Source organism: Melioribacter sulfuriphilus, from assembly GCF_051488685.1.
GTDB lineage: Bacteria > Bacteroidota > Ignavibacteria > Ignavibacteriales > Melioribacteraceae > Melioribacter.
The window spans coordinates 252,720-274,953 of record NZ_JBPSEH010000005.1; the positions used below are offsets into that span (position 1 = coordinate 252,720).

At 38.1% G+C, this 22,234-nt stretch carries 22 protein-coding genes and 1 pseudogene; 8 read left to right on the forward strand and 15 right to left on the reverse strand.

The window, feature by feature from the left end:
- Positions 1 to 2 precede the first annotated feature (2 nt).
- From rpoN to ACSSV9_RS08885, 5 genes are read left to right on the forward strand one after another with little or no spacing between them, the layout of a single operon-like run.
- Positions 3 to 1,475 carry an RNA polymerase factor sigma-54 gene (rpoN, locus tag ACSSV9_RS08865; RefSeq protein ID WP_437346891.1) on the forward strand — a complete coding sequence of 491 codons (1,473 nt, stop codon included), beginning with the start codon at positions 3 to 5 and terminating at the stop codon, positions 1,473 to 1,475.
- Positions 1,472 to 2,146, forward strand: coding sequence for an NnrU family protein (locus ACSSV9_RS08870; RefSeq protein ID WP_437346892.1), 675 nt, complete (start codon positions 1,472 to 1,474; stop codon positions 2,144 to 2,146). The genes rpoN and ACSSV9_RS08870 overlap by 4 nt, the downstream gene beginning before the upstream one ends.
- Positions 2,109 to 2,645 carry an ATP-dependent protease subunit HslV gene (hslV, locus tag ACSSV9_RS08875; RefSeq protein WP_437346893.1) on the forward strand — a complete coding sequence of 179 codons (537 nt, stop codon included), beginning with the start codon at positions 2,109 to 2,111 and terminating at the stop codon, positions 2,643 to 2,645. Before ACSSV9_RS08870 ends, hslV begins: the two co-directional genes overlap by 38 nt.
- Positions 2,646 to 2,656: 11 nt before the next feature.
- Positions 2,657 to 4,015 carry an ATP-dependent protease ATPase subunit HslU gene (gene hslU, locus ACSSV9_RS08880; protein WP_437346894.1) on the forward strand — a complete coding sequence of 453 codons (1,359 nt, stop codon included), beginning with the start codon at positions 2,657 to 2,659 and terminating at the stop codon, positions 4,013 to 4,015.
- Between the two features lie 35 nt (positions 4,016 to 4,050).
- Entirely contained in the window at positions 4,051 to 4,686 is a 636-nt protein-coding gene (locus ACSSV9_RS08885; protein ID WP_437346895.1) for an HAD family acid phosphatase, read from the forward strand.
- 4 nt (positions 4,687 to 4,690) lie between these two features.
- Here ACSSV9_RS08885 and ACSSV9_RS08890 read toward each other — a convergent pair whose 3' ends face one another.
- From ACSSV9_RS08890 to ACSSV9_RS08960, 15 genes and pseudogenes are all read right to left on the reverse strand, one after another.
- Positions 4,691 to 5,848: a metallophosphoesterase gene (locus ACSSV9_RS08890; protein WP_437346896.1), complete on the reverse strand. Its 1,158-nt coding sequence runs from the start codon at positions 5,846 to 5,848 to the stop codon at positions 4,691 to 4,693.
- Positions 5,849 to 5,880: 32 nt separating this feature from the next.
- Positions 5,881 to 7,386 carry a glycogen synthase gene (locus tag ACSSV9_RS08895; RefSeq protein WP_437346897.1) on the reverse strand — a complete coding sequence of 502 codons (1,506 nt, stop codon included), beginning with the start codon at positions 7,384 to 7,386 and terminating at the stop codon, positions 5,881 to 5,883.
- 143 nt (positions 7,387 to 7,529) lie between these two features.
- Positions 7,530 to 8,780: a multiheme c-type cytochrome gene (locus ACSSV9_RS08900; protein WP_437346898.1), complete on the reverse strand. Its 1,251-nt coding sequence runs from the start codon at positions 8,778 to 8,780 to the stop codon at positions 7,530 to 7,532.
- Between the two features lie 49 nt (positions 8,781 to 8,829).
- On the reverse strand, positions 8,830 to 9,351 hold the full coding sequence (locus tag ACSSV9_RS08905; RefSeq protein ID WP_437346899.1) for a DUF1858 domain-containing protein: 522 nt from the start codon (positions 9,349 to 9,351) through the stop codon (positions 8,830 to 8,832).
- Positions 9,341 to 10,570: a DUF438 domain-containing protein gene (locus tag ACSSV9_RS08910; RefSeq protein WP_437346900.1), complete on the reverse strand. Its 1,230-nt coding sequence runs from the start codon at positions 10,568 to 10,570 to the stop codon at positions 9,341 to 9,343. Before ACSSV9_RS08910 ends, ACSSV9_RS08905 begins: the two co-directional genes overlap by 11 nt.
- Complete coding sequence (locus ACSSV9_RS08915) at positions 10,567 to 11,361, reverse strand: ATP-binding protein (protein WP_437346901.1); 795 nt, start codon at positions 11,359 to 11,361, stop codon at positions 10,567 to 10,569. Before ACSSV9_RS08915 ends, ACSSV9_RS08910 begins: the two co-directional genes overlap by 4 nt.
- 76 nt (positions 11,362 to 11,437) lie before the next feature.
- Positions 11,438 to 12,226, reverse strand: coding sequence for an ABC transporter permease (locus ACSSV9_RS08920; RefSeq protein ID WP_437346902.1), 789 nt, complete (start codon positions 12,224 to 12,226; stop codon positions 11,438 to 11,440).
- Positions 12,192 to 12,929 (reverse strand): ABC transporter ATP-binding protein, encoded by a 738-nt coding sequence (locus tag ACSSV9_RS08925; RefSeq protein WP_437346903.1) that lies wholly within the window; start codon positions 12,927 to 12,929, stop codon positions 12,192 to 12,194. The genes ACSSV9_RS08920 and ACSSV9_RS08925 overlap by 35 nt, the downstream gene beginning before the upstream one ends.
- Positions 12,916 to 14,172, reverse strand: a complete 1,257-nt coding sequence (locus ACSSV9_RS08930) for a nitrous oxide reductase family maturation protein NosD (protein ID WP_437346904.1) — start codon at positions 14,170 to 14,172, stop codon at positions 12,916 to 12,918. Before ACSSV9_RS08930 ends, ACSSV9_RS08925 begins: the two co-directional genes overlap by 14 nt.
- Positions 14,150 to 14,596 carry a nitrous oxide reductase accessory protein NosL gene (locus ACSSV9_RS08935; protein WP_437346905.1) on the reverse strand — a complete coding sequence of 149 codons (447 nt, stop codon included), beginning with the start codon at positions 14,594 to 14,596 and terminating at the stop codon, positions 14,150 to 14,152. The genes ACSSV9_RS08930 and ACSSV9_RS08935 overlap by 23 nt, the downstream gene beginning before the upstream one ends.
- On the reverse strand, positions 14,574 to 15,152 hold the full coding sequence (locus tag ACSSV9_RS08940) for a hypothetical protein (protein WP_437346906.1): 579 nt from the start codon (positions 15,150 to 15,152) through the stop codon (positions 14,574 to 14,576). The genes ACSSV9_RS08935 and ACSSV9_RS08940 overlap by 23 nt, the downstream gene beginning before the upstream one ends.
- Before the next feature lie 56 nt (positions 15,153 to 15,208).
- Positions 15,209 to 17,152: pseudogene (nosZ, locus tag ACSSV9_RS08945) on the reverse strand (Sec-dependent nitrous-oxide reductase).
- Between the two features lie 16 nt (positions 17,153 to 17,168).
- Positions 17,169 to 17,630, reverse strand: coding sequence for a c-type cytochrome (locus ACSSV9_RS08950; protein ID WP_437346907.1), 462 nt, complete (start codon positions 17,628 to 17,630; stop codon positions 17,169 to 17,171).
- Between the two features lie 13 nt (positions 17,631 to 17,643).
- On the reverse strand, positions 17,644 to 18,378 hold the full coding sequence (ric, locus tag ACSSV9_RS08955; RefSeq protein ID WP_437346908.1) for an iron-sulfur cluster repair di-iron protein: 735 nt from the start codon (positions 18,376 to 18,378) through the stop codon (positions 17,644 to 17,646).
- 49 nt (positions 18,379 to 18,427) lie between these two features.
- On the reverse strand, positions 18,428 to 18,832 hold the full coding sequence (locus ACSSV9_RS08960; protein WP_437346909.1) for an RrF2 family transcriptional regulator: 405 nt from the start codon (positions 18,830 to 18,832) through the stop codon (positions 18,428 to 18,430).
- 159 nt (positions 18,833 to 18,991) lie between these two features.
- Between ACSSV9_RS08960 and ACSSV9_RS08965 the strand changes: the two genes are divergently transcribed.
- From ACSSV9_RS08965 to nrfA, 3 genes are read left to right on the forward strand one after another with little or no spacing between them, the layout of a single operon-like run.
- Positions 18,992 to 20,086: a 4Fe-4S binding protein gene (locus ACSSV9_RS08965; protein ID WP_437346910.1), complete on the forward strand. Its 1,095-nt coding sequence runs from the start codon at positions 18,992 to 18,994 to the stop codon at positions 20,084 to 20,086.
- Positions 20,083 to 20,691, forward strand: a complete 609-nt coding sequence (nrfH, locus tag ACSSV9_RS08970; protein ID WP_437346911.1) for a cytochrome c nitrite reductase small subunit — start codon at positions 20,083 to 20,085, stop codon at positions 20,689 to 20,691. Before ACSSV9_RS08965 ends, nrfH begins: the two co-directional genes overlap by 4 nt.
- Before the next feature lie 14 nt (positions 20,692 to 20,705).
- Positions 20,706 to 22,202 carry an ammonia-forming cytochrome c nitrite reductase gene (nrfA, locus tag ACSSV9_RS08975; protein WP_437346912.1) on the forward strand — a complete coding sequence of 499 codons (1,497 nt, stop codon included), beginning with the start codon at positions 20,706 to 20,708 and terminating at the stop codon, positions 22,200 to 22,202.
- Positions 22,203 to 22,234: the final 32 nt, after the last annotated feature.

Here is a 22,234-nt window from a genome sequence, read left to right on the forward strand (position 1 = left end):
CTATGTTATCGTTGCAACAAAAAATGGCACTTCAGCAGAAATTATCGCCTCAACAAATACAGTATCAGAAGCTACTTCAATTAAATACACTTGCACTCGAGCAAAGAATCAAAACCGAGCTCGAACTTAATCCGATTCTCGAAGAAGCTCTTGAAGACGAAATGGAACTCGAACAACTGGAAGAAGAGCCCGAGAAAGAGAACGCAGCTGAGGACGAGGAAGAAGAACAATTCGACAATGCAGAAGACGAGTTCGATCTGGAAGATTTTATGAACGATTCAGAGTACGAACAGGAATTCGAGCGCCTTAATAAAAATAACGACGAAGAAAAAGTTTATCCCGTGGCAATTCAGCGGAAATCGATGCGCGACAGTTTAATAGACCAGCTTCATATGCTCGACCTGACCGAAAAAGAAATGATACTGGGTGAAAACATAATCGGAGCGCTCGACAAAGACGGCTATTTTAAAGAGGACCTCGAAAAATTTATTAATGAATTGAAACTCTTCGAAAGTATCGACGTAAGCCTGGAAGACGCCGAAAAAGTTCTTAAAAAGATTCAAACTTTAGAGCCCGTCGGTATAGCAGCTCGTAATCTTCAGGAATGTTTACTCATTCAAATTCGCAACTCTTCCTACGACCCGTATTATTCATACATTGCAGAAAAAATACTAAGCGAACATTTCGAAGATTTTATCAACAAACGCTTCGACAATATTCAGAAAAATTTAAAACTATCCACAGAAACTTTAAAATCGGCGCTGGCTCTGATTCAAAAATTAAACCCCAAACCCGGCGAAGGAAATATTGACTCGGAACAAATTAACCAGATTACGCCCGATTTCATTATCGAAAAGGTTGACGACAATTATATTGTAACGCTTAACGATAGAGCGGTACCATCTGTTACTATAAGCAAGACTTACCTTGAAATGCTCGAAAACAACAAAAGAAAAAGGAAAATACCCAAACGCGAAAAAGAAGCACATCAGTTCTTGAGAGAAAAATTCGAATCGGCTAAATGGTTTATCGCTTCGTTGCATCAAAGACGCCAGACTCTTATGAAAATTATGCAGGCTATTCTCGAAAAACAATACGAGTTTTTCGAGAACGGACCGAAATATCTCAAACCGATGATCTATAAAGACATTGCCGATGAAATCGGGATGGACATTTCAACAATAAGCAGAGTGGTCAACGGCAAATATGTGCAAAGTCCTCAGGGAATTCACGAATTAAAATATTTCTTCAGCGAAGGTCTTTCAACCGACGACGGCGACGAAATATCTAATAAGCATATCAAAGAACTAATCAAAGAAATTTGCGAAAACGAACCGAAAGATAAACCGTACAGCGACGACAAAATTGCAAGCATTCTGCAGGAAAAGGGAATTCACATTGCTCGAAGAACCGTCGCAAAATACAGAGAACAGTTGAAAATTCCGGTTGCCCGACTTCGTAAAAAAATTATATGATCCTGTTCGATATAATCAGCATCGTCGTACTTTTTATACTTTTTGCTCTGGCACACTCGTTACTCGCGTCTAAAAAAATAAAACTTGCCCTCAAAGAGCGACTAGGAGAAGCAATCGCTTTTTATCGTCTTTTTTACAATGCCGCATCCGCGATTTTTTTTCTTCTATTTTATTTAATCGCACCTAAACCCGACATAACGATATACGACTTACATTATCCCTATGATATTATTACATTTGTATTTCAGGTTCTTTCTTTATTTGGAATTATTGTATCAACTAAGCCAATTGATTTGCTCGAGTTCATTGGCATACGTCAGGTTATTCGATATATTAAAGGCAGCTACAATATTGAACAGCTCGACGAATGGCAGCCGTTGATTACCACTGGTATTTATAAATACGTGCGACATCCGATTTATTTCTTTACAATACTGTTTCTCGGATTCCGTCCGACAATGGATCTGTTTTACATGGTAACGTTTATATGCATCGTTTTGTATTTTTATATTGGTTCAATTTTCGAAGAAGAAAGACTTAAAGAAAAGTACGGGAAAGATTATGAAGAATATTCTAAAAATACACCTCGAATTTTTCCCTGTATGATAAAAAAGGAAACTAAACGGAGATTATATGAAAGTCAGGTCAACGACAATACTGGGCGTAATTAAAGACGGCAAAGCCGCTCTTGGCGGCGACGGTCAGGTTACACTGGGCAATACTGTAATGAAACATAATTCTAAAAAAATACGTAAACTTTTAGATGGAAAGGTACTATGCGGATTTGCTGGCTCGACCGCCGATGCTTTTACACTATTGAATCGCTTTGAAGAAAAGCTCGAAGCTTACAGGGGAAATATTGAAAGAGCGGTTGTCGAACTGGCAAAGGATTGGAGGACAGACAAATATTTAAGACGACTCGAAGCAATGCTTGCAATTATATCGATCGACAAAGCTTTTATCGTTTCGGGAACCGGCGACGTAATCGAGCCGGAAGATAATATTGTGGCAATTGGCAGCGGAGGAATGTATGCGCTTGCAGCGGCCAAAATGTTAAAAAAACACAGCAACTTATCCGCAAAAGAAATTGTTCAAGAAGCACTAAAAACAGCGGCTGAAATATGTATTTATACCAATGACAAAATTTCAATCGAAGAAATAGACAAATGAGGTTTTAAATTATGAATAACAATATGCACCAACTTACTCCTTCTCAAATTGTAAAAGAACTGGATAAATTTATAATCGGGCAGGACGAGGCTAAGCGCGCAGTTGCTATAGCTCTGCGTAATAGATGGCGTCGACAGCAGGTCGAAGAAAAGATGCGCGAAGAGATAATGCCAAATAACATTATTTTAATTGGACCTACGGGCGTAGGCAAAACCGAGATTGCACGTCGACTGGCAAAACTTGCAAATGCTCCTTTCGTTAAAGTGGAGGCTTCAAAATTCACGGAAGTTGGCTATGTAGGCAGGGACGTCGAATCGATGATACGCGACTTAACCGAAATTGCCGTCAATATGGTCAGAGCCGAGAAAACGGCAGTAGTGAGAGACAAAGCCGAAAAACTTGCAGAAGAAAGAATTCTCGATCAATTGATCCCGCCTTTGAAACGCTCTTCTAAAACCGACGACGAAAACTCAACCGATGAAATTCAAAACGAAAAAACCCGCGAATGGATGCGCGAGAAATTGCGTAATGGCGAACTCGACGAAAGGATGATCGAATTCGATATCACGGCTCCCGCTTTCGGTATGCAGGTTCTTGGACCAATGGGCATGGACGATATAACTTCAAACCTTCAGGATATGCTCAGCAATATGATTCCAAAAAAGAAAAAGAAAAGAAAAACTACAATTAAAGAGGCAAAGAAAATTCTCGCTCAAGAAGAAGCAGAAAAGTTAATCGATATGGAAGCAGTACAAAGAGAAGCCACGCAAAGGGTACAGGAATCCGGCATTGTATTCATAGACGAAATTGATAAGATAGCAGGAACAAAAAGTCAGCATGGGCCAGACGTATCGCGCGAAGGCGTCCAGAGGGATCTTTTGCCAATTGTAGAAGGTTCTACTGTAAACACAAAATATGGTCCCATAAAAACCGATCATATTCTCTTTATTGCATCTGGAGCATTTCACGTCTCTAAACCGTCCGACTTAATACCTGAACTTCAAGGTAGATTCCCAATACGTGTCGAATTGAAAAGTCTTACCGAAGAAGACTTTATTAAAATTCTTACACTGCCTGAAAACGCTCTATTAAAACAATATACAGCACTTTTACAAACAGAAGGGGTAAGCATTAAATTCAACGACGAAGCAATACGTGAAATTGCCCGAACGGCTGCTTTAGTAAACGAGCAGGTTGAAAATATCGGAGCTCGCAGACTTCATACAATCCTTACCACATTGCTGGAGGACATTTTATTCGAGGTTCCCGACAAAATGCCCGAAAGCACAATTGAGATAGACGGCGAAATGGTAAAGAAAAAATTAGAGAAAATCGTAACTAACAGGGATTTGAGTAAATATATTTTGTAACCAGCCCCGGCTGACAAATCGTCCGGTATCCTTTTATGAAATATAGAATTCTTCAAATATCGCTCTTAATTTTCTTGGTTGCCTGCCAGCCCGAATTGATTAATCTCGACAAGGCTAAAAAAGCTGTTGCAGAGTACTATGATTCGGGAAAATATGAAAAAGACTGCAGAAAGCTAATTGACAGGGCTATTGAATTTATTGAATCGGTAGAGCCTTTCGATAGCAATGCAGTAGTTTTTGATATCGACGAGACTGCCTTCGACAATTACCAGTATATCAAATCGATCGGATTCGGATATATTCTTGAAGAATGGAATAAATGGGTTAACAGCGCAGAAGCACCTCCGAATAAAGAAGTCAAAAGATTCTACAATTACCTTCGTTCGAAAAATATACGAATTATATTTCTTTCCGGAAGATATGAGGAAACTTACAAAGCCACCGTTGATAACTTACATTCAGCCGGTTATACTGAATACGATACTCTTATCATCAGGAAAAACCATCAAATCAACGAACTGGCTTCCAAATTCAAAAGCCGCGTAAGAAAAGAGCTTTCAGAAAAAGGTTATCGAATTATTGCAAATGTAGGCGACCAGCAAAGCGATTTCGAAGGCGGTTATACGGGTTATGTAGTCAGGCTTCCTAACTATCTTTATGAAGTGGATTAAAAAATCATTTGCCTGTAAAATTCAGTTTGATTTGAATAATTTCTGGAAGACTACCGGTTCTTACCGGCGGGCCCCATCCCCCTACTCCGCAAGAAACATAATAGTGTGTACTGCCTTTAGTTTTATAACCCCAGGGCAATTCATAAATTTTTTTCACAATATAGTTTAATGGCCAGAGCTGACCGTTGTGCGTATGTCCGGACAACTGTAAATCGACACCGTTATTTTGCGCTTCTTCGAGATTAAACGGTTGATGGTCCATCATTATAACAGGCATAGACTTATCAATATCAGCCATAATTTCTTGGAGACTTTTTCTGTTATATTCTGAAAAACGATTGATAGCTCTGTCTTCTCTTCCCACTACATAAAAACTATTGTCGATTAAAACATGACCGTCCCTGATGATTTTGATGTTATGATTGTTCAAATAATCGACCGCTTTATTTACTCCACCAATATATTCATGATTTCCAGTAATCCCATATACTCCATATTTTGCTCTAAGTTCAAGAAGTGCATTGCCAACGTTATCTCTTAATACAGGCTCTATGTCTTCATCAATAATATCACCTGCAAATAAAATTATATCTGGTTTCAACTTATTGATTTTATCGACTATTTTATAAGCAAATTTACTTCCATTGATTGTTCCCAGATGCAAGTCGGAAACCATTACAATATTAAGCGACTTAAGGTCACCTGCTTTTTTATTGATAATGAGGTTATACTTTCTTATTTGAATCATCCGCGTTGTAATAAATCCACCGACAACCATTATAACTACAAAGATGGATACAATCATAGCAACATATTGTTTTGTTTTAATTGGATTTTTTGATAGTACGCCTGGCAAAAATGGAACTGCCCAATTTATTAATCGAATTAGATCAATTATCAGCAAGGAAAGGAAAGTATAAAACATAATCGCAATCCAGAACGAACCAATCCACACTAAAAAATCACTCAGGTAAGATATCCAGTAATTTTCGATCACTCTTCCAATTATATAAGAGAGAACAAAAAACAACGATAGAATCAGAGCAATTCCTTTATACTGCTCCGGGATTACTGAAAGTAGTCTTTTTACAATATAGTAATTAATTAAGCCGTAAACGGCAAATACAATTCCGAAGAATAAAATCATTTGTGTCAACTTCATGACGTTATAAACCCGCTTGACAATAGATTAGTTCAAACATGTAAATTGTTAACAAGAGCTTTTTTATAAAGATCAATATATTTTTCGGCAGAACGACGCCAGGAATAATCCTGCATCATTCCGTTGGTTTGAATTTTATGCCAGACGTCCTTCAAATAATAATCGTGGATAGCACGTTGAACAGACTGCAGCATTGCATGGCCACTATAATCCCAGAAAGAATAACCGGTACCGATTTCTTTTCCCTGTGCGAGATACTCGTTCCAGTCAAGGACGGTATCTGCCAGTCCGCCAGTTTTTCTTACCACCGGCACAGTTCCATATTTCATCGAATAGATTTGATTTAGGCCGCACGGTTCGAATTTCGAAGGCATTAGAAATATATCCGCACCAGCTTCAATTAAATGAGCCAATTCGTTATTGTAACCGATGTAGACAGCCATTTTTTCTCGATATTTTCCTGCCAGATAATAAAACATGTCTTCGTATTTTTTTTCACCGCTACCGAGTACTATCCACCTGACATCCAAACTCATCAGGTCATTGATAACGTATGCCATGATATCGAATCCCTTCTGGTCTACCATACGGGAAATCATTCCAATCAAAGGTCTGTCATCCACGGGTAACATAAAATGCTCAAGCAAATATGCTTTGTTCTTCTTTTTGTCATCCAGATTTTCAATTGAATAATTGTACGGTATATATTTATCGGTTTGAGGATTCCAGATGCTATAATCAACCCCGTTTAATATACCATAAAAGTCATTTATTCTATGCTTAAGATATTCATGCATTCCTTCCCCGTATTCTGGAGTAAGGAGTTCGCGGGCATAATTTTCGCTTACGGTATTAATTACATTGGCAGTATAAATTGCAGTCTTCAGGAAATTAACTCCCCCCTGGTATTCGCCAATTCCTCCGTGAAGATAATATTGATCTTTTATTTCGGCTTTTGCAAAAGATGATTTAGAAAAGCGTCCCTGATATGCTACATTATGAATTGTAAAAACTGTAGCTGTATTATGAAATAATCTGTCCCATCCATAATTATCTTTTAAGAGCAACGGTATAAGAGCTGTTTGCCAGTCGTTGCAATGAATAATATCTGGAGCCCATTGAAGTCTCTGCAAAATTTCGATAACGCCTTTCATAAAAAGAATAAAGCGCTCGTCTTCGTCGGGGTCATTTGTATAAAGTCGGAACCTGTGAAAGTAATGAGGGCAGTCGACAAAGTAGACTTCCACATTCGAATATTTATCTGGTTTATTATTCGGCAGAATGGCGGTATGAACGTGAACTGGAACAACTCTACCTGCAACTCGCACGGGTATTTCACCTATATCCCACCTGTATTTCAAACCATGTTCGAGCTCGCCGAAAGTATTATATTTGGGCATGAACACTTTAACTTCATTTCCAAGAGAAGAAAGCTCCAGCGGGAGTGAACCCGAAACATCTGCCAAACCGCCTGTCTTTGCGTACGGGTAAACCTCGCTCGATACGAAAGCAATTTTTAAAGGTCTGGATGTCTGCATTAATATCCTGAAACGAAAAAATATAATTACAAAAATAAAGATTTATTATATCATTTCTGCGAAATTAATTAGAAAAGGGAGAGTGACAGGAGCGCAGGTAAAACTTGCAATCATAATCTGCGCTCCATAGAAACTTGTAGTTATTAATGACTTGCTTTTTGATTCAATCTCATCTGATGAGCCAGTTCTTTAATTTCCGAGAGGTCGCGCTGCATTTCGCTCCAGCCATACCAGAGCGCATAATCTGGATTATTATGGAATGTTCCCTGGAAAGTTCTCATTCTGTGTTCGAGGAACATAACGAATAACTTTTGTTCAATGACCGTCGGGGCATCGTGGAATGTTAATAACATCGGATAAGCGGCAGGGTAATTATCATTTTTTTTGATAATGCCTTCTTTATAGAGATCGGCTACAATTTTAATTGCTTCTGCCATTAATCTATCGGCATTTTTAATCATCTCGTCGCCTTTTTTGAGTTCTGTTCTAACATAATTTTCCGAATGGCATTTCGAGCAAATATTGATCATTTTATCCCGTTCTTTCTGCCAGTCTTCTTGAGTCAATCTTGCCACATCGGCAGCTTTAACCACGTCGAGCAGTTGAGTCGGCTTCCCGTCTGGGTCGAGAACTCCGAGCGCTTTTAGAATTGTCGTACGATCTTCAGCCCATTGTTTGTCTTCAGGCATCGGAAGACGTACAGCAAGAAATCCCCATGCAGTTCTCACTTCATGATTTCCATCTGGCATATGACACGTCTGGCATGTTGGAGCGGCACTGTTTTCGGCCAGTACATTGTTTTGCTTCAGGAGATAACGAACTCCATGTTTCGAACCAGAATACATTTCCCACTGAGGATGGTCGAATCCTTGATGACAGGTTTGACAGGCCTGCGGCTGCAGAGCTTCCTTTTTGCTGAATGTGTGGCGTGTATGGCAAACGTCACACGACGCGTGTCCAAATACCGAACCATCAGCTTTTAATTTTTTCATTTCCTCTTCGGACTTTATACCAACTTTATGACAACCTCCGCAACCTTTGAGACCTTCCATCAGGGACATCGGTTGCATATGTGCTGTGGGCATAGCTTTCATTGCAGCCCACGCTACTGAGTGTTTCCCTTTTTTAAATTGGCTTACCTGAGTATCGTGACACATTGCACAGGTTTCTGGTGTGGGTAGTTTTACTTTTGCAATATCTCCGGCCGACATATGTTCGTCGCCGTGGCAGACCGAACAATCGATATCATTTTCTGCATGCTTACTGAGTTGCCAATCGGAAACTATATTTGGAGTTTCCTTATAATGGCACTCGATACATTTGCTTTGTTGACTGTAAATATTGATTGCACCAAAGAGAAGCAACCCTGAAATTAGTAAAATGTTTTTTTTCATTAACGAATCTCCTGGCTGTGATTAATTTATTATTTATATGTGACTGGATTTATTTTTTACCAATAAATGTATACCAAGTAGTTTCGTTCTTTTTTTCGCTGTAAGTTTTATAGCCTTTTTCTTCTACAATTTTTATTAAAGGTGCGGGTAAAAACGGAGTAATCAACAAATAGATTTCTCCATCTTTCAGGCTCATAATTTCTTTTGTGACTTTTGCAGCGGGGTGCAATCCATTTTCAATGTCGAGCGAAGCATCGTATTCGATTACAATTTTGCCGCTATCTACCCAATCGGGTTTTACTGCTTTCTCTGTAGAATCCTGTTCAACTTGAATCTGCTCCATATTAACAGCTTCTCTCAATTTATTGATTAAAATCGAGACGGGCACTCCTGCAATTTGTGCCGCTTGTTTTAAAGTGGCTACTTTCGCCACAGTTTTTCTGAGAACGGGATTTTTCAGTTTATTGAATACCGGCGCAATTTCTATCAATTTATCTTCAATTTCAGGATAGTCCCGGAGCAGGTCGCCTACAATCGTATTCGGTGTTATGTCGCATTTTTCAGTTGTCATATTGCAAAATTCTCCTTTCACCTTCAAGTTTTTTGTATTCGTTAATATCCTGAGTTACTTCGAGAGTACCGAGATATTCACCTTTTGAATTTCTTACGGCATAATAAGCAATATGCACATATTGTCCATGAAAATTAATCCAGAATTTAGCTGAATTTTGTTTGCCTGATTTAAAATCATCCAGTATTTTATTGACGATATGAACGCTCGACGGTGGATGACAGTATTGAACCTGCCTACCCAAGACAGCTTTGGGTCTTTGAAAAATGCGATTACCACCGTGCGAAAAGAATTTAACTTTATCATCTTTATCCACAAAAGTAAGATCGAGCGGAATTGTATTCAGAATTCCTTCGAGTTCTTCCTGACTGAGTGAACCGTTTTCGAATTTAACTTTGTCATTTTTTATTTCTTCTATATTATCAATTTCAAATTCGGGCTTCCAGACACCTTCCGGAGAATAGAGGCAATAGCCTATCTCATCGAGCTGCGAAGCAATTTCGTACCACTCAATGTCATTCAAAGAATCAACACACATCGGGAAAAGAATATTCTCTTCTTTATAAATCATTTCTTCGATAGCTTTAACGGTCGGTTCCAGCATTAAATCGATAAAGCCGGACACTACTTCAGCCGTAGCTTCATGTTCATTTTCAAAGAGGGGAAAACAGGATTTCAGGAAAGTTCTTACTTCGTCGTGTTTTCCCCACATAACCATCGGAGGTCCAGTTATTTCGTGCTTTTCCAAAAAGGGGAAAAGAAGATTTTCTTTTTTGAGATAATGTTTTTCGATATCCATCAATAAATTGAATTCCTCGTGTAATGCTTTCAATAGGTCACTGGCGTTTTCATTCTTATCTCGTTGTCGCGTTTCGTAAAACAGGTGCCTTATCCTGTCGATTACCTTTTCCACCTCTCTGTTTTCTTTCATGAAAATGTCAATTGGGTGATACTGCGGAATTGGTTTGGAAAACCGTGCCTGAAGATTCCCTTTAAGAGCTTCGGTGTGCAGATCGCAAAATTTCAATATTTCCTCGCGCTCCATTCCTTCTTTAATAAGCTCTTCTTCGGCCTGGACAACTTCTCCGTAAGGAACCGAACCAAGTTTTTCGACCAATTTACTTTTTGTTTCCTCTACCGAATTCCCTTGATGTATTTCTCTTATAAGATGTTTCAGTTCTTCAACTCTGTTTTTGCTGTTATTTATTAATTCGCTCATATAGTTTCCCTTTCATTTACATTAACTTTTTTTAATACTTCTCCTTTCGTACTGACAATTACAATACTAACCGGGATTCGTCTGCTTGAAAATTCGACCGCCTGCTTAGCGATTTTCACCAATCCGCTGCAGCAAGGCACTTCCATAATCAAGACGGTTATTGATTTTATATTGGCTTTTTCAATCATTGTAATCAGCTTATCGAGATAGACCTGTTTATTCGAATCAAGCTTGGGACAAGCTATTGCAAGGCTCCTGTTTTTCAAAAAACTGTTGTGAAAATCGCCAAGAGCATACCCGCAGCAATCGGCCGAAAGGAGTAAATCCGTATTAACGAAACAGGGCGCCAGAGGCGATACAAGATGCATCTGAATAGGCCATTGATTCAACACCTGGTCGTCCGGTTTTTCTTTCGGCATATCTTCGGAATGTTTGCTGATATTCGGAATTTCTATTCCCATTTCGTTAAGATATTGGACGGCTTCACTAATATAGTCATATTGACCGTGTTCTTTGAGATGAATAAGATGTGCCTTGATCACATCTGAGCCGCCACGTATAATGTAATCCATCACCTTTCTCTCGTCGTAAGGTTCGGCTTCTCTTTTTTCAATAGTGAGAGCGCCGGTGGGGCAGCGTCCGATACACGCGCCTAGACCGTCGCAAAACAAGTCGCTTATCAACCGCGCCTTGCCGTTAATTATCTGCAATGCTCCTTCGCGACACTCAGGCACACACTTCCCACATCCATCACAAAGTTCTTCGTTGATTGTTATAATGTCCCGCATCATATTAAAACAGATTATTTATTCCGATTATAAATTAACAAAATTTATTTTTTCTCTGCAAATGAAAAATTGAATTTGTCTAAAAATCTTTTTTTATGAATCTTTTCAATCCGAGCAGCAGGGGAAAAATCGACCAGACGATCATATCGGTAAGTGCAACCATCAATCCTAAACCCGAGCCGAAAAACTTATTAAAAATCGCTCCGGTATAGCCCATTAAAGCCGAGACATCCAGTTGCAACATAAGCATCAACCTACCTATATCAATCGGATTTAAGAGCGATATGATCGCTGATGGCTTTTCTACTGGATAATTTCTAAACATAAACAATAGTATCATGAGAACGCCGTCGAATAATATTGCAAATGCTAACCATAAGAAGATAGAGACACCCAATCCCAGAAGCCGATTTTCAATAAAAGTAGATATAAAAAAGGCTAAGGATGTAAAAATTAGTATATTGAAAATACCAAGCGCAATAATTGCAAATAAATAATCCATCGTCTCTTTGTGAAATGGACAATAAAAAACAAGAGGCAAAGCAACGCCAACCGTCAAGCTGATGATCTGAGCGAAAGTAACTCCAAAATACAATCCTAAAAACAGAGTTTGCCTTTTGATAGGCTGAGAGAGCATAAAAATAATATACTCCCGATTATTGTACATATAAATAGTACCGTATACAATCGATATGAAAGGCACTATAAACAGAAATATATTTCCGACGCTCAGAATAAATTTATGTCCGGTTCCGCTAAAATAAACCAATCCGTATGTGGAGGACATAAAGAACAGTGTATAAATTATCAGCCACTTGCTTCTGAGTATGTCGTTAAACTGATATTTGACCACTTTGATTGTCAGCATACAGATTTTCCTTCATAATGCTAATAATTTTTTCTTCAAGGTCGATTCCATTATTGGAAATAATATCGTTGATAATTCCGGAAAGAACGATTTTCCCGTTAACAAGGAGCACAATCTCCCGTGCCAGTTCCTGCAGATCTTTGAGAATATGCGAGGTAAAGATAATCGTCTTTCCCAGTTTATTTTCTTTTAATATTTTGTTTTTGAGAATAGAACTTGCATACGGGTCGAGACCGGCCGTAGGTTCGTCAAGTATTAAAATTTCCGGGTTGAACGCAAATGCTATAGCAGCGTTTACTTTTTGTTTTGTTCCTCCGGAAAGATGTTTCAATTTTTTGTTGAATTCTCTATAAAGGTTGTACGATTCTATTAATTCGCTATCGGCAAAATTTTTAACGGACCGAATTTCCGCTATCATATCAAAAATCTCTTTTATACTGAGATTGTCTGGGAAATTGGCTGTTTGAGGCATATAGCCGATCGAATTTCGGTACTCTGAATGTCCGTTTAACTTAATTCCGTTAACAACAACGTTGCCGGCAGAAGGTTTTACTAATCCCAAAATAATTTTAATCAGAGTAGACTTACCCGAGGCATTAGGACCTACAAGGTAAGTCATGCTTCCTTTTTCAATCTTTAGATTAACTTGTTCAAGTGCCTTTATATTACCGAAATTTTTAGAAACTGAATCAATCAATATCATAATATTTTTTCATCCTTGGCGATTTATCCTGGAGTTCTGCCGGAGTTAGCACAGGAAAAATTTTTTCCGATAAATCGAGCAGTTTAACAAATAGACTATGTAATAATATCAATGTTGTGGGGTTTTTTACTACAATGTATGAAAAAAGATTAACCGGTCTGTACGGTACATCTCCGTAACCGTCTTTATTCAAGTCGTACCCATCATACCTATTCCAATAATTAGCTACAAAAACATTATAATTACGAACGCTGTTTGTAGAGACATCAAAAGTATTGTCGATGAAATTATTTAATTCAAAAACGTTCCCCATCGAATTTGCCATCAACTTGATTGCCCACCCGTTTTTCGAAAATAAATTCTTCGTTGCTTTTACTCGGCTGCACGATTCATAATAGATTGCGCATGTATTACCGATAAATTTATTATTCCTAATCTCACTGTCATATATTTCCTTAAGCAGCAAACCATATGAGGCAGCACCCCAATTATCGACAAATTCATTTTTTTCCATTTTTACTTTCCTGGTGAACATTACAGCCACACCGGCTCGATTATTCATAAATTTATTTTTTGTATAGACGCAACTGTCGGAAAACATGAAGTGGAGTCCGTATCTCAAATTGTTCCTGCTTATGTTGTTTTCTACACGGCTGTTACGCACGAATTCAAAATAAATTCCGTCCCTGTGTCCTTCTATTAAATTGTTTTCAATAACAATATCCTTACAGTACCACAAGTGAATACCGTTTGCAGAGTGAGTTTGGCTTTTATTAGACGATATAATAACATTGTTTTTTATTCTGCAATGGCTTGAACGCGCCAGGTAAATGGCAAAAAAATTGTCGGTAAATTTATTGTTTTCAATTATGCAGTTAGATGCGCTGTCGATTCGAATAGCCGCATTGTCATGAATAAAACTTACGCCAGCATTTCTAAATTCCAAATTTTTCACTACAACGCCATGTGCAGTTATATTCATGATTTCATATTTTCCTTCGCCGGAGAGGACAGGGAAGTCTTCACCCAGCAGTGATATTTTCTTGTCGACGACTATTACGCCTTCTTTATAAACGCCTTTTGTTACAAAAACAGTATCGAAATTGTTTGCATATTTCAAAGCGTCGGAAATTTTTTTAAATTTTTCATTGCTACCTACCTTTAATACTCTTCCGAAAGATTGACCCGGGGATATTAATACAATCAGCAGAAAAACTATTTTAAAACCATTCATCTTTGACATATTTTTTTATTCTTTCCCAATTGACAATTTCTTCGGCGCCATATTCAATCCCTGTATTTTTTACCGAATCGCTTTCAAAAGCGGCAATGCCGAGTCCCATTGGGCTCTTAATGCCGTCGCTAATTACAAAAAGGGCTTGGCTAACTTCTATAAGATTTCCCGGCTTTTTATAATTTGTAACCCAGGCAGAATGATACTTTCCGTCATTGGAAATGATATATGCCGCCAGACATTCCGAAGAGTCGAAATAATATTTTTTCCCTGATTCAGTAATCAGTTCCGCACCAAATTTCGGGTCGGAAACTGTCATTTGACAATAAGCGCAATCGATATTACCATAATCAATCGCTTCGGGCGATTTACTGCATCCGCCGATTAACATTAAAACTATCAGAGTTAAATCAACTATTATTTCTTTTTTCATATATCAAAGCTCCTATAAAACCCAATAAGGACAATCCAATTATATAACTTCCGGTATCGGGAAGAGAAGTTGTTTTCATATTAAGAAGCTGTTTTGTTCCGATTAACGGAGGTTGGTATGTCATACCAGGAACTTTAATTGGTGCTTCCGGATTAAGATTATGCCCGTAGTCGTATTCCCACTTATAAAAGTCGTATAAACCAATCAAAAGGACTGACGCCATCAAAAATACATACAGATAAATCATAATTTTCCTGCGTATTAAAAAAGCCGCTATTCCGAAAGCGATAAAAAATACTATGATAAAAGGCATAATTTTTAATTCGGGGATCGAATCTGGTTCGATAATTTTCATACCGATGTAATGATTTAATTTATTGATGTTATCGAGGTCAAAATCATTTAATCCAGTAATTTTGTCCACCCAGATTCTAAGTCCGATTCCTTCCGGGTACTGAGGCGCATTCAAATCAATTTTCCATATCGGCACATAATATGTAGCAATTAACAACAATGTTGATATTAATAATATGTATTGTGATTTCTTTGATATCATCTTTCCACCAATTAAGAATGCGGGCTGATATTTCAGAGTCAGCCCGCCTAAATACTTTAATTATAGATTAACTTAGTATTGCTTCCCGCGCCCGAAACTCTAATATACCCCTGCATTTCCTGGTGAAGAGCCGAGCAAAAATCGGTGCAATAAAAGGGATATATGCCTGCTTGTCTGGGATTCCATACGATTGTTTTTGTTTGACCGGGCATAATCAACAGTTCTGAGTTGTTCAGTCCTTTCACTGCGAAACCATGCGGTATGTCCCAGTCCTGTTCAAGATTTGTGATGTGGAAATAAACTTTATCACCAACCCTGACACCTTCTATATTATCCGGCTTAAAATGAGTTCTTGTAGCGGTCATATAAATATGAACTTCATTTCCCTTTCTTTCCACTCTGGCTTCTTTTTCATTCGCCGTTTTATTGGGATGGGAATTTTTCTCGAGTTCATAAATTTTCTTGTTTTTCTCCACTAAAATATCAGCAGGTATTGCCTGGGCATAATGCGGTTCACCGACAGTTGGGAAATCGAGCAGAAGTTCCATTTTATCTCCTGAAATATCGATTAATTGAGCTGACTAGCACAGTTCAGGACCTGTGGGCAGGTATCTGTCTTTAGTAATTTTGTTCAAAGCCACGACGTATTTACCCCACGGTTTCTTGCTATCTCCTCCCGGAATCATAAGATGACCGATCGAGTAATAAGTCGGAATTCTGTCAACTACTTCCCAGGTACCGAGTTTCCACTTAACGATTTCAGAAGAAATAAATGCTGAAGTATAAGCGTAGCCTTTTCCGTCGAACTCAGTATGGAGCGGTCCTAATCCCGGGTTTTCCACCTCTCCGGCAACAACCGATTCATATTTAAGAATCGGTATACCGTCAATTTCGCCATCGAACTCTTTATTTTTTATTGCTTCAAGCATTTTCGAAAATGAATGAACAGGAATTACGGTTGCAAGTTTGCCTCCTGCAACGATATATTCGCCACTCGGATCAACGTCAACGCCATGCGGCGATTTAGGTGTGGGCAAGTAATAAATGAGATCAGGACAATCTTTGGGATTCAGAACATATACGCTCGATTTTTTCTCCGAAAAAGCATGCTGTTTCTCTTCATCGAAATAGTTATGGTAGTACTCCGTACTAACTTTTTGAGCTTTCCCTTCTGCAAGATATTTTTCCGCAAGTTTCCAATTTACAGCGGCAATAAAGTCCTTGTCGTTTTGCGAAGCGTTTATTTCAAGAAGTGTATTTGCCTGCTCGCTATTATATGAAGTAAAAAAAGCCCATCCGTGAGAAGGACCTTTGCCAGCATGCGCAAGGTCATAATCAAAACCGGGGACGAGAATCTGAAATGCAATATCCATATTACCTTTTTCGGGGTCGACTTTAATAAAAGAAAGTGTCCCTTTAAAGTTTTCTTTGTACGTATTGATAGCCACATCTCTATTTGGAACTGGAACGCTAAAGCGCGTAGAGGCAATTAGATACTCTGTATTTTCAGTAACGAATGGCGACCCATGATTTCCGGCAGAATTGGGAATTTCGATAATTTCCGACGTTTCAAAAGACGACAGATCTATTCTTGCCACTCTGGTCGTATTGTTAGCGTTAATAAAAATCCATCTGCCGTCGGGAACGCCGTTTGTTTGAGATAATTCTGGATGATGTGCATCGTCCCAGGGAATAAAACCGTATGAAGTCATTAGCATTGGTTTTGTTTCTTCAGAAAATCCGTATCCGGTTTCAGGATTCTGCGAAAAAACGCTTATAATCTTAAAAAGTCTGCCAGAAGGTAATCCATAAACAGACAATTGTCCGTTAAATCCCCCCGACATAAAAGCATAAAATTCGTCATATTTTCCCGGCGCAACATAAACTTTCGAAGCCGCCCCGTCAAAATCGCCTCCCTTATTCGAGGGGGTACAATTGTTAAGAACAACTGCTATTATAATCATTAAAAGAAAAAAGGATAATTTTTTTTGTGATTTCATAGCTCTCTCCTATGAATTAATTTGAAACGGAGCGTAGATATTCAAGAATCTTTCTTGCATCTTCTTGGGTTACATTCTGGAACGTCATCTGAGTCGCATACAACCCAAGTAGCTTCTTAGCTTCGGGATGTTTCTGCGTCATTTCAGTTGGATTTAGGATCATATTCATTATATATTCCGGTGAGCGCCTTTGGGTAACATCTCCCAAGGCTGGACCTGTATATCGCTCGTTTAATTTATGACACTGAGTACATTTTGCTTCAAATATTTCCTTTCCGCTTTCTGCCATTATCTGATTGATTTGCTCTGGTATATTGATTTTTTCCTTAATTGGACCGATACCGTTTTCGTATTCAAAGACCGTCAGCCCAAATTTTGCGGCCAGTTTTTCGTTCACATTTCTATTTGTCTTGTCGCCTTCTTCTGAGCTGCAATATGTAAAAACCAATAAAAAATACATTATGAATGCAAAAATCATTTTTTTTCATTTTTTACTCCTTGTTTATTATTGAATTTTCCAGTTCAATGGCTCTGGTGAATAAAATATTATTTTCCAGATGAACATGAATGTGTAAATCTTTTTCAAACTCTTTTAATTTTTCATAAAGAAGAGAAAAAGTAACGCACGCATCTTTTGGCAGGTTATAGCCACTCGTTGTGGTAGCGATATTTTCAATTATGTTACCTGCGTTGTCATGCTCGCGAATCATTTGAGAGATTGGATTTTTTATCGTACCGTAACCTTTTGTTTTCGGTTTTTCACCCGCTTTTTTTGTATTCACTAAGTAACGTATAAGAGGAAATAATACTCGCTCCTCTTTAAGCAGATGGCTCATTAGTTCTTTCGAGAGTTCAGCAAACAGATTGTTTATAATTTCAAGAAACGGGTATTTGCCACCATGTGCATTTATTACTTTTAATAGCAAACTTTCAATTTCAGGCACTGACGATCGTATATAGTTATGATGTTTATTTACAATAACCTCGCAAAGTGTGTCGAGTTCAAGATCATTATAGTTATCAGATTGCTGCGTTTTTTTATTAACATAATTTTTTAATTCATGAAGAAAAGCGTTATGGTCAATTTTCTTTTCATCCAAAGCATCTTTTAATAGTTTACTGCCACCACAACAATAATCAATCGAATATTTTTCAAAAAGATCGGCAACTTGAATATTTTCTTTTACAATATCTCCGACAGGGGAATCTAATAGTTTATTTATCATAAAGCCTCCTTAATTAAGTATATTGTGTCCGATTATAAAATAAAAAATTTTATTTACTCACTTCGTTACCGCTTATCGAATAGTTTCTCAATGCTTCGTTAAACTCTTTTAAAAAAGTTTTCCAATTGTTACAAAAAGGACAAATATTACGTTTGCAGGTGTCTTTCATTTCAAAGATACAATCGCTTATATTTTCATCATAACCGAGCACTCGAAAAACCCTTTCAAAGCTTAATTCTGAAGGATTTACAGCTAGATAAAACCCCCCGCCCTTACCTTTTTTTGAATTTAATATTCCCTCGTGAGCCAGGCTCTGCATTATTTTTGAAATGAATTCTTTGGGGATATTAAGTCTTTTTGCTATTTCCTTCGCCGTATACAATATATTTTCCCCAGTTTCTGTAAAAAAGAACAACACTTTAATTCCGTATTTTATTTTATTGTTTAATAACATTTTAATCAGATTATTAATTCTGTTTAAATATATTCACTTATTTTCTTTATGTCAAGGATAAAATATCTATTTTATTATGATTTAATTTGACTATTCCTGATACAAACTATAATTTTATTATCGGAATTTATAGTCTGTTTACATATTGAAAGGCTCCCAATGAAAGGAAAAAATAAAATAATACGGAACACCGAAAAAGCAATTCAAAAATATAGATTTGCCATTCAAGCACTCTTTGCACTACTATGCATCTGGATCGGAATTGAGTTTACATTATTCGTAAAGTCTCTCGAATATGGCAATCCAGATCTCGTGTCGTATCGACCTCCTGGAGTTGAGGGCTTTCTTCCAATTAGTGCTTTAATGAGTGTTTATTATTTTTTCGTAACAGGTGAAATTCATCCTGCACACCCTGCTGGATTTTTTATATTTCTTGCCATTGTTGGAGTCTCATTAATTGCCGGTAAATCATTTTGCAGCTGGCTTTGCCCGATTGGTTTCCTTTCTGAGACAATCGGAGAATTTGGCGAAAAAATATGGTACAAATTATTCAAAAGACGCATTAAATTACCAAAATTCATCGACTACCCTCTTCGTTCACTAAAATATCTACTACTCGGCTTTTTTGTTTATGCCATCTTTTTTTCTATGACTATCACTGCACTCAAGTCGTTTCTCGACAGCCCTTACAATCTTATGGCCGACGTAAAAATGTACTACTTCTTCGCCCATATAAGTAGATTCTCGTTAATCGTAATTGCTCTTTTGTTTATACTATCGATATTTATAAGGAATTTCTGGTGCAGATATCTCTGTCCTTATGGAGCCTTGCTAGGGTTAGTTTCATTCTTGAGCCCTCTTAAAATAAAAAGAGAAGCCAAAAGTTGTATCGATTGTGGATTATGCGCAAAAGCATGTCCTTCTTTTATTAAAGTCGACAAGGTTGATACTGTCCGTTCGGATGAATGTTCGATGTGCATGAATTGCATAGACGCATGTCCAGTTGCGGACACTTTGTTTGTAGAAACAAAAATAGTTAACAAAAAAATTTCTAAAAAATTAGTGGTAATAGCCATTATTAGTACATATATTGCCATTACTGGAATTGGATTTCTTACTGGGCACTGGAAAAATAATATTTCTCGAAAGGAATATATTATTCTTCACGAACAAATCGAAAATTTAGGTCACCCTACAAGTACTGCAGACATTGAAAAACTAAATAAAGAATCAGAAAGTGGAGCAGATAAATGAACGCCGAAAGAAAGTCGTTTTTTAAAAAAATTATCGAGATATTGAGTCCACCAGACAGTTGGAAGTTTCCGGTAATTTTATTACTTGGTATACTGACAGGGCTTGGTTTTCATATTCTTTATGTTTCCAACGCGATATCATATTTATCTGACGACCCAAAAGTATGTGTCAATTGCCACGTTATGAATCCCGAATATGCTACCTGGCAAAGAGGAAGTCACGCAAGGGTTGCGACGTGCAACGATTGTCATGTGCCTCAAGAAAATATTTTTGAAAAACTCTGGTTCAAAGCAAACGACGGTTTACGACATGCTACAATTTTTACTCTTAGAATGGAACCACAGGTTATTCAAATAAAAGAAGCGGGTAAAAATGCCGTTCAGGAAAATTGTATTCGGTGTCATACTAATCAAATTCATCCAATTGCCCTGAGAGCTATCAATAACCGAAGCGTTGCCGACCAGACAGAGCGATACTGTTGGGAATGCCATCGGGAAACTCCTCATGGCAAGATACACAGCCTTTCGTCTACACCTTATGCGCGCGTACCAAAATTAAAACCTGTCGCCGAATGGATTTTTAATGAAAAAGAAATTATAAAATAAAAACGGGGAACAAAATGAGACCAATTCAGGAAATAATCAAAGCAAAACCATGGGTAGCATGGTTAATCTTTTTTGCAACCGTTGTTGTAGTATTTTTTATTGGACTTTTTGCTTCTTCTATAATCGAAAGGAGAAGCGAATCGTTCACTCTGCAAGTAGTAAAGCCGATAGCGGAGTGGGAGCCCCGCAATGAAGTATGGGGAGAAAATTACCCACGTGAATATGAAACTTATCTAAAGACACTCGATACAAATTTTGCCAGCAAATACGCCGGATCCGTTACGCGCGATTATCTCGAATTATCACCCGAGCTTGTAATTATGTGGGCGGGTTATAGTTTCTCAAAAGATTATGAAACTCCAAGAGGACATGCCTACGCAATTAAAGATATTCGCAATACATTGCGTACCGGCGGTAATAAAGTCAGTCCGATGCCCTCGACTTGCTGGACATGTAAAAGTACTGATGTACCGCGTGTTATGGCAAGAGATGGAGTTGCCGAGTTTTATAAAGGGAGCTGGATCGAAAAAGGACATGAATTCGTAAATCCAATTGGTTGCCAGGATTGCCACGATCCAAAAACTATGGATTTAAGAATTACAAGACCAGCTCTTATCGAAGCTTTCCAACGCCAGGGCAAAGACATCAAAAGCTTTAGTCACAACGAGATGCGTTCGCTTGTGTGCGCTCAATGTCATGTTGAATACTATTTTGACAAAACAAAAGTGGAAGGCGCACAGTATCTGACATTTCCGTGGGATAAAGGATTCAGTGTGGACGATATGGAAAAATACTATGATGAAATCGAATTTTCCGACTGGACACATGCACTTAGTAAGGCACCGATGTTGAAAGCACAACACCCCGATTACGAGCTTTATATGACAGGTATTCATGCCGAAAGAGGTGTTTCATGCGCCGATTGCCATATGCCTTACAAAACCGAAGGAGGAGTTAAATTTACAGACCACCACATTCAAAGTCCTTTAAACAATGTGGAAAATTCCTGTCAGGTATGCCACAGGGAAAAAACCGAAAGTTTGATTAAAAATGTTTACGACCGCCAGGACAGAATTCACGAATTAAGAAGATATGCCGAGAAAGCCCTTGCAGCTGCACACATTGAGGCTAAAATTGCATGGGATAACGGAGCAACCGAATCGGAAATGAAGAAGGCTCTCAAACTTATCAGGCACGCACAATGGAGATGGGACTGGACTGCAGCTGCAAACGCAATGGGTTTCCATTCGCCTGTTGAAGCACTAAGAGTTCTTGGGACTGCAATTCAAAAAGCCGAAGAAGCTCGCAGAGAAATTGCTGCTGTTCTGATTAAACACGGCGTGAACTATCCGGTTGAATTACCCGACATCTCAACAAAAGAAAAAGCACAAAAATATATCGGTCTCGACATCAATGCACTCGAAGCAGACAAAAAAGAATTTCTGAAAACCACAGCAGTTAAGTGGGATAGCGAAGCTAAAAAACGACAGGGAACTTTAAAGAAATACTAATTTATGAAGAGCGGACTTATCCGCTCTTTTAT